Source organism: Pseudomonas sp. LBUM1670 (assembly GCF_059695695.1).
This window is the reverse complement of sequence record NZ_CP166783.1, coordinates 5548703-5561604: the sequence shown is the minus strand read 5'-3', so window position 1 is coordinate 5561604 and position 12902 is coordinate 5548703. Positions and strand designations below refer to the sequence as shown.

The following is a 12902-nucleotide window of genomic DNA, read 5'->3' as shown; positions in this document are numbered from 1 at the left end:
GGCTACGTAATGGCTTTTTAATTGCGTTTTTTTGAAAGTGCCATCATCCGGCGAAAACGCAAATTGGAGCGCTATGTCGCGTTTCATACAACAAAGCTTGAGTGAAACTCATTCGAAGTGAACAATGTGTTACTTCGTATTTCCATTTGAGATTCATTCATGACTGCCCCGTCCCGTTTTCTGGCCTGGCTGGTGTTGCCGTTGTTTGCCTTGTGCAGTTCCAATCTGCTGGCCGACACCGTGGAAGGCGCGCCACAAGCACTGCATTTACTCGATTACATTGGCGCGGACTACCCGCAGACGGTGCAAGGGGGTAAGGTCGTCGACGAGTCTGAATACCGTGAACAGCTGGAATTCATCAAGGTGCTGCAGGGCTTGATCGCGGCGATGCCGGCGAAACCGGAAAAAGGCGGGCTGGAGCAAGGCGTCAGCACGTTGCGTAACGCTATCGCAACGCGTCAGGACGGTTCGGATGTCGCCCGTCAGGCACGCCAACTCGGCGCGAAGCTGGCCGTGGCCTATGAAGTTAGCCAGGCTCCGATCATTACGCCGGATCCGACCCGGGGTGCGCCGCTGTACGCCCAGCATTGTTCGGTCTGCCATGGCGACGCGGGTGCCGGCGACGGCCCGGCGGGTGTCGGCCTGACGCCGCCGCCAGCCAACCTGCGCGATGCCGCGCGCCTCGATCACTTGAGCCTTTACGCGATCTACAGCACGCTGGGGCTGGGGGTCGAAGGCACTGACATGCCGGCCTTCGCCGATCAGCTGGATGATCGTCAGCGCTGGGACCTGGCGACCTACATCGCCAGTTTCAGTGCCGATCCGGCCGAGGCAAAATCCGAGAAAACCTACAACATCGCTGACCTCGCCCGGCAGACCCCGTCCGAAGTGCTGGCCGCCGAAGGCCCGCAAGCGGCAGCGACCTTCCGCGCCCAGCGTTCGCAACCGCCGCAGGTCAAGCGTGGCCCGGCGCAACTGCTCGACTACACCGCTGCAACCCTGGACAAGAGCGTCGCGGCCTATCGCGCCGGCGATCACGATCAGGCTTATGATCTGTCGGTGGCGGCGTACCTGGAAGGTTTCGAACTGGTCGAAAGCTCCCTGGACAACGTCGACGCCAACGTGCGCAAAGACACTGAAAAATCCTTGATGGCTTACCGTCAGTCGTTGCAGGACGGTCTGCCGGTGGCCGAAGTCCAGCAGCGTCTGGATGCAGCCAAAGTCAGGTTGAAGGAATCTGCCGGCCTGCTCGGCAGTGATGGTCTGAGCTGGTCGCTGAGCTACATCTCCGGTCTGCTGATTCTGCTGCGCGAAGGTCTGGAAGCGATCCTGGTGCTGGCGGCGATCCTCGCGTTCCTGCGTAACACCGGCCAGCAATCGGCAGTGCGCAGCGTCAACGTCGGTTGGGGCCTGGCGCTGGTGGCCGGTCTGGCGACCTGGGCACTGGCGGCGTATGTGATCGACGTCAGCGGTTCGCAACGTGAATTGCTGGAAGGCGCGACGGCGTTGTTTGCTGCGGTCATGGTGCTGTGGCTCGGCGTGTGGATGCACGACCGTCGCCACGCAGCGGCCTGGCAGGATTACATCAAGAGCAGCCTGTTGGGCGGCGGTGGGCGTTTCGGCTTTGCGACGCTGGCATTCTTCTCTGTGTATCGCGAGCTGTTTGAAGTGATTTTGTTCTACGAGACCCTGTGGCTGCAGGCCGGTCCAGCGGGGCATAACGCGGTATTGGCTGGCGGTACCACGGCGCTGGTGCTGCTGGTGGGTCTCGCGTGGGTGATCCTGCGTGGCTCGGCGAAACTGCCGCTGTCGTTGTTCTTCAGCATCAACGCCGCGCTGTTGTGCGCGCTGTCGGTGGTGTTTGCCGGTCACGGCGTGAAGGCGTTGCAGGAAGCCGGGATCTTCGGCACGCGGCCGGTGCCGTTTTTTGAGTTCGACTGGCTGGGTATCCATGCTGATGCGTATTCGCTGAGTGCTCAGGCGGTGGCGATCATTGCGATTATTGTGTTGTATGGGCGTAGCTGGATGGCGGAGAAGCGGCGGGTGCAGGTTTCTTAAAAGCATTCGCTGCGCTCACATTCGCGGGCAAGCCTCGCTCCTACAGGATTCGCGCGCCGTTTTCGGTCGTGTATAACCCGTAGGAGCGAGGCTTGCCCGCGAAGCTTTTAAAGGAGGAAAACCCAATGCGTGTCTGGATCGATGCCGACGCATGCCCTCGGGCGGCGAAGGATCTGGTGGTGAAGTTCGCCCTCAAGCGCCAGTTCGAAGTGGTGCTGGTGGCGGGGCAGCCGCAGATCAAGCCGGGGCTGGCGCTGGTGAAGTTGATCGTGGTACCGAGTGGCCCGGATGCGGCTGACGACTACCTGGTGGAGCACGCAATGCCCGGTGAGCTGGTGATCTGCAGCGACGTGCCGCTGGCCGATCGGCTGGTGAAGAAAGGCGTTTCGGCCCTCGACCCGCGAGGCAAGGAGTTCGACGCGCAGAACATGGGCGATCGGCTGGCGGTGCGCAACCTGTTCACCGATCTGCGTGAACAGGGACAGATGAGCGGTGGACCGGCGCCGTTCGGCGATCGCGAGAAGCAGGCGTTTGCCAATGCGCTGGACCGGATTCTTACGCGGCTGACGCGCAAGTCTTGAGCCTGGCAACGTGCGAAATGTGGGAGCGGGCTTGCTCGCGAAGGCGGAGTGTCATTCAGCATTGATGTTGACTGACACACCGCCTTCGCGAGCAAGCCCGCTCCCACATTTTGAACTGTGTCAGGCGTCGTTTTCGTGGGTCAGTTCGAGGACACGGTCGACCAGTTTGTTGATGCCTGACGCGGCTTCGCTGATCGATTGTGCAAGCATGTACGCCGGAGTGCTCACCAGTTTGCGCGCCCTGTCTTCGACAATGTCTGTCACCGCGCAGTCCGCGTGGGTCGCGCCCATCTTGTTCATCGCAGCGGCAGTGTCGGCATCATTGCCGATGGTGCAGGTCACACCCGGCCCATAAATCTTCGCGGCCAGCGCCGGGGAGATGCAGATCAGCCCGACCGGTTTGCCCGCTTCGGCAAAGGCTTCGGTCAGGGCCAGGACATCCGGTTGAATCGTGCAGCCGGCACCTTCGATGGCAAAGTTCGACAGGTTCTTCGCCGCGCCAAAACCGCCCGGCACGATCAGCGCGTCGAAATCCTCGACGTCGGCCTCACGGATATCCTTGATGTTGCCCCGGGCGATCCGCGCCGATTCCACCAGCACATTGCGTGACTCGGGCATCTCTTCGCCGGTCAGGTGGTTGATCACATGCAACTGCGCGATGTTGGGGGCAAAGCACTGCACCTGAGCGCCACGCTGGTCCAGGCGCAGCAGGGTGATCACACTTTCGTGGATCTCGGCGCCGTCGTAGACGCCACAGCCGGAAAGGATCACTGCAATTTTTTTGCTCATGGGTTTTTCTCCAGATTCATGGCGTTAAATGTCCACTAATTTGTCACTCGTTGCCATAGGGTTAATTCGCGGCTACACCTAGCATCTGTCCTCAAGATTCCGATCAGGGCGCGTCATGGACTTCATTCTGTATGCGGTGCCGTTCTTCTTTGTGCTGATTGCCGTCGAACTGCTGGCCGACCGTTGGCGCGGGGTGAGCAATTATCGGGTGGCTGACGCGATCAACAGCATCAGCACCGGCGTGCTGTCGACCACCACGGGCCTGCTGACCAAGGGCGTGGGGCTGGTCACCTATGCGTTTGCCCTCAAGCATCTGGCGCTGTTCGAACTCTCGGCCGATAGCGTTTGGGTCTGGGTATTCGCCTTCGTCCTCTATGACTTCTGCTACTACTGGCTGCATCGCATGGGCCACGAACGCAACATCCTCTGGGCGGCGCACTCGGTGCATCACCAGAGCGAGGACTACAACCTCTCCACGGCGTTGCGCCAGACCAGTACCGGGTTTCTGCTGAGCTGGATTTTCTACCTGCCGATGGCTGTGCTCGGCGTACCGCTGCTGGTGTTCATCAGCGTCGCGGCGCTCAACCTGCTGTATCAATTCTGGGTGCATACCCGGCACATTCCCAAGCTGGGATGGGTCGAGTGGTTCTTCGTCACGCCATCCAACCATCGGGCCCACCATGCACAGAACGCTCTCTACATGGATCGCAACTACGGCGGGGTGTTCATTATTTGGGACCGTCTGTTTGGCTCGTTCCAGGAAGAAGACGACAACGAGCCGGTGATTTTCGGCGTGACCACGCCGCTGGCGAGCTGGAATCCGTTGTGGGCAAACGTGCAGTTTTACGCGCAGCTCTGGGATGACGCGCGACGGGCTGAAAGCACGTGGGACAAGCTGCGGATCTGGTTCATGCGCACCGGTTGGCGGCCAGCGGACGTGGCGGCGAAGTACCCGATGAACAAGCCGGACCTGAGTCAGTTCCGCAAATTCGAAGTAGCGCTGGACGGGCGTCAGCAGATTTACGTCGTGTTGCAGTTCTGCGTCTACATCGCGCTGGGCAGCTACTTGATGAACTTCGAGCAGCATCTGCCGACCGCCGCGTTGGTGCTCGGCTGGAGTGCGGTGGCATTGGGTTTGTTTACGTTGGGCGTGGCCCTGGAGAATCGCCCGTGGGCGTTGAAGCTGGAGCTGCTGCGGCTGGTGTCGAATGTGCCGCTGGTATGGCTCGCGCCGATGGTCGGGCTGTGGCCGGCCAGCGCGGTGGGTTGGGTCGGCCTGCTGAGTTACAGCCTGCTCAGCGGAATCGGTCTCTACTGTTGCAGAAACCGCTTCACTCGCCTGGCGTCTTGACCTCGGCGGCCTTGGCCTGTTCGGCTTTCAAGGCCTGCTCGTCGGCGTAGACCTGCTTCGCCAGACGCGCATTCTTGAAACGCCGGCGCAGCCACAGCACCACGCCCAACACGAGCAGGGCGCCAAGCACCCATAGCTCGTACTTCTTGATGCTACCCATCATGCCTTCGAGCACCGCGCCGAAGTGATAGGCGGCGGCGGCCAGTGCGGTCGCCCAGATCGCCGCACCAATCCCGTTGAGCAACAAATAACGTCCTGGCGGATAACCTGAAAGGCCTATCGCCACCGGCATCACCGTGCGCAAGCCGTAGACAAAACGGAAGCTCAGCACCCAGATGTCCGGGTGCCTGCGGATGTGTTCAAGTGCCCGGTCGCCCATCATCTGCCAGCGGGGTTTGCGCGCCAGCAACTTGCGGCCGTGCTTGCGTCCCAGGAAGTACCACAGCTGATCGCCGGCATAACTGCCGAAAAACGCCACGACCACCACCATGTTGATGTCCATGTATCCACGGAACGCGAGGAAACCCGCGAGCACCAGAATGGTTTCGCCTTCGAAGAACGTGCCGAGAAAAAGGGCAAAGTAGCCGAAGTCATGCAGAAATTGTTGGAGCATTGTCTGGGTGCTGGCGAAATGAACGCGCAGCCTAACCCTTCGTGCACATTCATGAAAGTGTCCAAATGTGTCTCGACGTGAACATTTCCTACAAGGACAATGGAATGCGACTACCTGTCACAGGGGTGCACATAACTGTAATACGTTGGTCATAATGGCCGCTTATAACTGTCACGCTCGCCCGTTAGCGCGGGCTCAGGAGTCTGCCGTGAGCTTTACCCCCGCCAACCGTTTGTTTCCTGGAACCCGCCTGCGTCGTAACCGACGTGATGATTTCTCGCGGCGACTGGTGCGTGAACACGTCCTGACCGTCAATGACCTGATCCTGCCGGTGTTCGTGCTGGACGGTGAAAACCGTCGTGAGGAGGTTGCCTCGATGCCCGGCGTTGAGCGCCTGACCATCGACCTGTTGCTGGAAGAAGCCGCCAAGTGGGTCGAGCTGGGAATTCCAGCGGTGGCGCTGTTCCCGGTCACGCCGCCCGAACTCAAGTCGCTGGACGCCGCCGAAGCGTGGAACCCGAACGGCATTGCCCAGCGCGCCACCCGCGCCCTGCGTGCGCAGTTCCCTGAATTGGGTGTGATCACCGACGTCGCGCTGGACCCGTTCACTACCCACGGCCAGGACGGTATCCTCGACGAAGCAGGCTACGTGCAGAACGACATCACCGTCGATGCGCTGGTCAAGCAGGCCCTGTCGCACGCCGAAGCCGGCGCTCAGGTGGTGGCCCCGTCGGACATGATGGACGGTCGCATTCAGGCCATCCGCGAAGCCCTTGAACTGGCCGAGCACGTCAACGTGCGGATCATGGCCTATTCGGCGAAGTACGCCAGCGCCTATTACGGCCCGTTCCGCGATGCGGTAGGTTCGGCGCTGAACCTGGGCAAGGCCAACAAGGCCTCCTATCAGATGGACCCGGCCAACAGCAACGAAGCCCTGCACGAAGTGGCGGCGGACTTGTCAGAAGGCGCGGACATGGTCATGGTCAAGCCAGGCATGCCGTATCTGGACATCCTTTACCGGGTCAAAGAAGAATTCAAAGTGCCGACTTTTGTTTATCAGGTCAGCGGTGAATACGCCATGCACATGGCGGCGATCCAGAATGGCTGGTTGAGCGAAGGGGTTATCCTCGAATCCCTGACCGCTTTTAAACGTGCAGGCGCTGATGGCATCCTGACTTACTTTGCCGTTCGTGCTGCTCAATTGTTACGAGAGCAACAATAGCCCTCCCAGGAACATTCCATGAATACCGAAGGACTCACTGAAGTTGCCGTACAAGAGGCTAAACCCGTGGTGGAGCCGATCGCCGAAACCCCGCCGGAGCTCGAACCTGCTCCGCCCGCGGTAGTGGTCGAAACCGCACCGGCGGCGCCAGCGATTGTCGTTCCAGGCCTGGATGACAGCAGCCTGTACATCCATCGCGAGCTCTCGCAACTGCAGTTCAACATCCGCGTGCTGGAGCAGGCGCTGGATGAGTCCTACCCGTTGCTGGAACGGCTGAAGTTCCTGCTGATTTTCTCCAGCAACCTGGATGAGTTCTTCGAGATTCGTGTGGCCGGCCTCAAGAAGCAGATCACCTTCGCCCGTGAACAGGCCGGCGCTGATGGTTTGCAACCGCATCAGGCCCTGGCCCGGATCAGCGAGCTGGTGCACGGTTACGTCGACCGCCAGTACGCGATCCTCAACGACATTCTGTTGCCGGAACTGGAGAAACATCAGGTCCGCTTCATCCGTCGCCGTTACTGGACCACCAAGCTCAAGACCTGGGTCCGCCGTTATTTCCGCGACGAGATCGCGCCGATCATCACCCCGATCGGCCTCGACCCGACGCACCCGTTCCCGTTGCTGGTGAACAAGAGTCTGAACTTCATCGTCGAGCTCGAAGGCATCGACGCCTTCGGTCGCGATTCCGGTCTGGCGATCATCCCGGCACCGCGTCTGTTGCCGCGAGTCATCAAGGTCCCGGAAGAAGTCGGCGGCCCTGGCGACAACTACGTATTCCTGTCGTCGATGATCCACGCGCACGCCGATGACTTGTTCCAGGGCATGAAGGTCAAGGGCTGCTACCAGTTCCGCCTGACCCGAAACGCCGACCTTTCCGTCGACACCGAAGATGTAGAAGACCTGGCCCGCGCCCTGCGCGGCGAACTGTTCTCCCGTCGCTACGGTGACGCGGTGCGTCTGGAAGTGGCCGATACCTGCCCGAAACAGCTGTCCGACTACCTGCTCAAGCAGTTCAACCTGCACGAGACCGAGCTGTATCAGGTCAACGGTCCGGTCAACCTGACCCGCCTGTTCAGCATCACCGGCCTCGACAGTCAGCGCGAGCTGCAATACCTGCCGTTCACGCCGCAGATCCCGAAACTGCTGCAGAACAGCGAAAACATTTTCAGCGTGATCAGCAAGCAGGACATCCTGCTGCTGCACCCGTTCGAGTCGTTCACTCCGGTGGTCGATCTGCTGCGCCAGGCGGCGAAAGATCCGCACGTGTTGGCGGTCCGTCAGACGCTGTACCGCTCCGGCGCCAACTCGGAAATCGTTGATGCGCTGGTCGATGCGGCGCGTAACGGCAAGGAAGTCACTGCGGTGATCGAGTTGCGCGCGCGGTTCGACGAAGAGTCCAACCTGCAACTGGCCAGCCGTCTGCAAGCGGCCGGTGCGGTGGTGATTTACGGCGTGGTCGGCTTCAAGACCCACGCCAAGATGATGCTGATCCTGCGTCGCGAGGCTGGCGAGATTGTGCGTTACGCCCACTTGGGTACGGGTAACTACCACGCGGCCAACGCCCGTCTGTACACCGACTACAGCCTGCTGACCTCGGACGACGCCCTGTGCGAAGACGTCGGCAAACTGTTCAGCCAGCTGATCGGCATGGGTAAAACCCTGCGCATGAAGAAGCTGCTGCACGCGCCGTTCACCTTGAAGAAGGGCATGCTCGACATGATTGCCCGCGAGACTCAGTTCGCCCTCGACGGCAAACCGGCGCACATCATCGCCAAGTTTAACTCGCTGACCGATCCGAAGATCATCCGCGCGCTGTACAAGGCCAGCCAGTCCGGCGTCCGCATTGATCTGGTGGTGCGCGGCATGTGCTGCCTGCGTCCGGGCATCGCCGGGGTTTCGCACAACATCCACGTGCGCTCGATCATTGGTCGCTTCCTGGAACACACCCGGGTCTTCTACTTCCTCAATGGCGGTGACGAGCAGATGTTCCTGTCCAGTGCCGACTGGATGGAGCGTAACCTCGACAAGCGCGTCGAGACTTGCTTCCCGGTGGAAGGTAAAAAGCTGATCATGCGGGTCAAGAAAGAGCTGGAGCTGTACCTGACCGACAATACTCACAGCTGGAGCCTGCAGGCGGACGGTCGTTACATCCGCAACACGCCGACCGGCAACCAGAACCCGCGCAGTGCGCAGGCAACGTTGCTGGAGCGTTTGGGCAGTCCGATTCTGGCCGTGCGTTAACCCCTGCGTGGCATAAAAAATGGCGATCCCTGCGGATCGCCATTTTTTTAGCTACTTACCTGTGGCGAGGGGACTTCTGTGGCGAGGGGATTTATCCCCGTTCGGCTGCGAAGCAGTCGTGAAGTCAGCGCATGTGGTCTGCCTGATGCACCACGGTGGCAGTTTCAGGGCCGCTGCGCAGCCCAACGGGGATAAATCCCCTCGCCACAGTGTTAACGCACGTTCAGGGTGAAACCCACGCGAGTCAGCCATTCCGCTTCCAGCGCGAAATCAGCCTGGGTCAGCTGGTTTTCGTCCAGCCAGTTTTCCGGGAACAACACATCCAGGCTGTCGCCATTGGCGTGCAGCACCACCTGAGGCATTTCCTGAGTGCCGCGGATGTGATGGAACAGGATCGCAAAGCGCAGCAGCACGCACAGGCGAATCAGCTTGATGCCATCGTCGCCAAAATCGGCAAATCGGTCCCGGGGAATATTGCGGCGGTGGCCACGCACCAGCAGCGCGAGCATCAGTTGGTCTTCGCGGGAGAACCCGGCCAGGTCCGAGTGCTCGATCAGGTAGGAGCCATGCTTGTGGAACTGATAGTGAGCGATGTCCAGGCCCACTTCATGGACCTTGGCGGCCCAGCCCAGCAGTTCGCGCCAGACGCCGTCATCCAGCTCCCAATCCTCGGCCACCTGATCGAACGCATGCAGCGCTTTGCGCTCAACGCGCGCCGCTTGTTCCAGATCGACGTGGTAACGCTCCATCAGCGAGCTGAGGGTGCGCTCACGGACGTCTTCGTGATGATGACGGCCCAACAGGTCATAGAGCACGCCTTCGCGCAGGGCGCCTTCACAGTGGTCCATGCGTTGCAGTTCGAGGGCATCGAAGATCGCTTCAAGGATTGCCAGGCCGGCCGGGAAAATCGCCCGGCGGTCAGGCTTGATGCCCTCGAAGTCGATTTTCTCGACGTCGCCGAGTTTGATCAGTTTGCGCTTGAGCCAGGCCAGGCCTTGGGCATTGACCTCGCCCGTGCCATGGCCGCCAGCCTTCAGCGCCAGGCCGATGGCGCGGATGGTGCCCGAGGAGCCGATGGCTTCATCCCAAGTCAGGCGGTGCAGGGCGTGTTCGATGCTCATGATCTCCAGCCGCGCCGCTGTGTACGCCTGGGCGTAGCGGGCCGGGGTGATCTTGCCGTCCTTGAAATAGCGCTGGGTGAAACTGACGCAGCCCATTTGCAGGCTTTCGCGCAGCAGCGGTTCAAAGCGCTGGCCAATGATGAATTCGGTACTGCCGCCGCCGATGTCGGCCACCAGGCGTTTGCCCGGGGTGTCGGCGAGGGTGTGGGACACGCCGAGGTAGATCAGGCGCGCTTCTTCACGACCGGAGATGACTTCCACCGGGTGGCCGAGAATTTCTTCGGCGCGGTGGATGAATTCGGCGCGGTTTCGAGCTTCGCGCAGGGCGTTGGTGCCCACGATTCGCACGGCGCCGGGCGGCATACCGTTGATCAGTTGGGCAAAGCGCTTCAGGCAATCGAGCCCGCGCTGCATGGATTCTTCGTTGAGGTGGCGCTCATCGTCGATGCCAGCGGCGAGCTGAACCTTCTCCCCGAGACGCTCGAGAATACGGATTTCGCCGTTCTGGGCCTTGGCCACGACCATGTGAAAGCTGTTGGAGCCCAGGTCGATTGCGGCGATCAGGGACAGATTCTTGGCTTGGGATTGCGGCATGGTCAGGGAGTCTCGGTCGATAACCTCGACATCGTGCCACGATCAAACGCTGACGCCAACGCGTAGGAGCTGCCGAAGGCTGCGATCTTTTACCACGGGGGTATTTGCGGTGCAGCGGCTGGCCTCTTCGCGAGCAAGCCCGCTCCCACATTTGACCGCGTTCGTCGGGACAACTCGGTCAACTGTGGGAGCGGGCTTGCTCGCGAAGGCGGCATTCCAGGCGCTGAAAGTCTCTTAGGCTGTCGCTGCGGCCATGGAAACCTGGCAGGAGCAACCGCAAAAGGCCATATACGAACATGTGCGCAACGCCGCCCTGCGCACCGGGATGGCCTTCGTCGCTCCCGCCACGTCCTGACTTGAGCTATACCCAAACTCATGCACCACCATAGCGAGACTCAATCATCTGCACCTTCCTGAACGAAGGAAGGGCGGCTATGATGGGCCACGTTTTTTTGCTTACAACCTGGAGACTTCCATGAGCAGCGATCTTATCAAACACGTTAGCGACGCTAGCTTCGAGGCCGATGTACTCAAGGCCGAAGGCGCTGTGCTGGTCGACTACTGGGCTGAATGGTGCGGCCCTTGCAAAATGATCGCTCCTGTTCTGGACGAGATTGCCGAGACTTACAAAGGCAAGCTGACCGTTGCCAAACTGAACATCGACGAAAACCAGGAAACCCCGGCCAAGCATGGCGTGCGTGGTATCCCGACCCTGATGCTGTTCAAGAACGGCAACGTTGAAGCGACCAAGGTCGGCGCACTGTCGAAGTCGCAACTGGCGGCTTTCCTCGACGCCAACATCTAAGCGTCGCTGTAAAGTGTCCGAAAAATGGCCCCGCATATTGCGGGGCTTTTTCGTTATTGAGGGCTAGACGCTCCGAAACTCAGGTGGTACATTCGGCCCCGCACTGGTTTCTCCACTGCCCCCTGCTAGCCGTCGCCGACGCACTCCTTTTCGAATAAGTACGCGATCCTGTCGCCTTCTCTGCGGCGCGGCCTCATTAAGCCAAAAGCTTAATTTCCCCCCCTCCATAAATGATTACGTCATTCCTATATGAATCTGACTGAACTCAAGCAAAAGCCGATTACCGAACTGCTCGAATTGGCCGAACAGATGGGCATAGAAAATATGGCCCGTTCGCGCAAGCAGGACGTGATTTTCTCCCTGCTCAAAAAGCACGCTAAAAGCGGCGAGGAAATCTCCGGTGATGGCGTGCTGGAGATTCTCCAGGACGGCTTCGGCTTCCTGCGCTCCGCTGACGCTTCCTATCTCGCCGGCCCGGACGATATCTACGTCTCGCCGAGCCAGATCCGCCGTTTCAACTTGCGCACCGGTGACACCATCGTCGGCAAGATCCGCCCTCCGAAGGAAGGCGAGCGTTATTTCGCGCTGCTCAAGGTCGACACGATCAACTACGATCGTCCCGAGAACGCGAAAAACAAGATTCTCTTCGAGAACCTGACCCCGCTGTTCCCGACTGTGCGCATGAAGATGGAAGCCGGCAACGGTTCCACCGAAGACTTGACCGGTCGAGTCATCGACCTGTGCGCCCCGATCGGTAAAGGCCAGCGCGGTCTGATCGTTGCACCGCCGAAAGCCGGCAAGACGATCATGCTGCAGAACATCGCTGCCAACATCGCGCGTAACAACCCTGAAGTTCACCTGATCGTATTGCTGATCGACGAACGTCCGGAAGAAGTGACCGAAATGCAGCGCACCGTGCGCGGCGAAGTGGTTGCCTCGACGTTCGACGAGCCGCCAACCCGCCACGTGCAGGTTGCCGAAATGGTGATCGAGAAGGCCAAGCGCCTGGTCGAACACAAGAAAGACGTGGTGATCCTGCTCGACTCCATCACCCGTCTGGCTCGCGCCTACAACACCGTGATCCCGAGCTCCGGCAAAGTGCTCACCGGTGGTGTCGATGCCCACGCCCTGGAGAAACCGAAACGTTTCTTCGGCGCCGCACGGAACATCGAAGAAGGCGGCTCGCTGACCATCATCGCCACCGCGCTGGTTGAAACCGGCTCGAAGATGGACGAAGTGATCTACGAAGAATTCAAAGGCACGGGCAACATGGAACTGCCGCTGGATCGTCGTATCGCTGAAAAACGCGTGTTCCCGGCGATCAACATCAACCGTTCCGGCACTCGCCGCGAAGAGTTGCTGACCGCCGACGACGAGTTGCAGCGCATGTGGATCCTGCGCAAGCTGCTGCACCCGATGGACGAAATCGCCGCCATCGAGTTCCTGGTCGACAAGCTGAAAACGACCAAGACCAACGACGAGTTCTTCCTGTCGATGAAACGCAAGTAACACGCAGTCCGCTGCAAA

General features: G+C 60.2%; 10 protein-coding genes and 1 pseudogene. 8 read left to right on the top strand and 3 right to left on the bottom strand.

The window, feature by feature from the left end:
• Window positions 1-159: 159 nt before the first annotated feature.
• Window positions 160-2058, top strand: a complete 1899-nt coding sequence (locus ACA073_RS25475; RefSeq protein ID WP_497400402.1) for an FTR1 family protein — start codon at window positions 160-162, stop codon at window positions 2056-2058.
• 125 nt (window positions 2059-2183) lie between these two features.
• On the top strand, window positions 2184-2639 hold the full coding sequence (locus ACA073_RS25470; protein WP_497400400.1) for a YaiI/YqxD family protein: 456 nt from the start codon (window positions 2184-2186) through the stop codon (window positions 2637-2639).
• A 120-nt stretch (window positions 2640-2759) separates the two neighbouring features.
• Here ACA073_RS25470 and elbB read toward each other — a convergent pair whose 3' ends face one another.
• Window positions 2760-3428, bottom strand: coding sequence for an isoprenoid biosynthesis glyoxalase ElbB (gene elbB, locus ACA073_RS25465; RefSeq protein WP_497400398.1), 669 nt, complete (start codon window positions 3426-3428; stop codon window positions 2760-2762).
• Between the two features lie 115 nt (window positions 3429-3543).
• On the opposite strand from elbB, the gene ACA073_RS25460 reads away from it, so the two are divergent.
• Complete coding sequence (locus tag ACA073_RS25460) at window positions 3544-4779, top strand: sterol desaturase family protein (protein WP_497400396.1); 1236 nt, start codon at window positions 3544-3546, stop codon at window positions 4777-4779.
• Here the strand turns inward: ACA073_RS25460 and ACA073_RS25455 are convergent.
• Complete coding sequence (locus ACA073_RS25455) at window positions 4760-5392, bottom strand: DedA family protein (RefSeq protein WP_497400394.1); 633 nt, start codon at window positions 5390-5392, stop codon at window positions 4760-4762. The genes ACA073_RS25460 and ACA073_RS25455 overlap by 20 nt on opposite strands.
• 208 nt (window positions 5393-5600) lie before the next feature.
• Here ACA073_RS25455 and hemB point away from each other — a divergent pair, with 208 nt between their 5' ends.
• Both hemB and ppk1 read left to right on the top strand, forming a co-directional pair.
• Window positions 5601-6614 carry a porphobilinogen synthase gene (gene hemB, locus ACA073_RS25450; RefSeq protein ID WP_497400392.1) on the top strand — a complete coding sequence of 338 codons (1014 nt, stop codon included), beginning with the start codon at window positions 5601-5603 and terminating at the stop codon, window positions 6612-6614.
• A gap of 18 nt (window positions 6615-6632) precedes the next feature.
• Complete coding sequence (gene ppk1, locus ACA073_RS25445; protein WP_497400390.1) at window positions 6633-8855, top strand: polyphosphate kinase 1; 2223 nt, start codon at window positions 6633-6635, stop codon at window positions 8853-8855.
• A 212-nt stretch (window positions 8856-9067) separates the two neighbouring features.
• Here ppk1 and ppx read toward each other — a convergent pair whose 3' ends face one another.
• The gene (ppx, locus tag ACA073_RS25440; protein ID WP_497400388.1) at window positions 9068-10570 is read right to left on the bottom strand and encodes an exopolyphosphatase; all 1503 of its coding nucleotides are present in this window, start codon (window positions 10568-10570) and stop codon (window positions 9068-9070) included.
• Window positions 10571-10820: 250 nt separating this feature from the next.
• Here ppx and ACA073_RS25435 point away from each other — a divergent pair.
• From ACA073_RS25435 to rho, 3 genes and pseudogenes are all read left to right on the top strand, one after another.
• Window positions 10821-10925 (top strand): annotated as a pseudogene (locus ACA073_RS25435) (GntR family transcriptional regulator); the annotation flags it as partial.
• Between the two features lie 120 nt (window positions 10926-11045).
• Complete coding sequence (trxA, locus tag ACA073_RS25430; protein WP_003206727.1) at window positions 11046-11375, top strand: thioredoxin TrxA; 330 nt, start codon at window positions 11046-11048, stop codon at window positions 11373-11375.
• Window positions 11376-11624: 249 nt separating this feature from the next.
• Entirely contained in the window at window positions 11625-12884 is a 1260-nt protein-coding gene (rho, locus tag ACA073_RS25425; RefSeq protein WP_007942421.1) for a transcription termination factor Rho, read from the top strand.
• The last annotated feature ends 18 nt before the right edge of the window (window positions 12885-12902 follow it).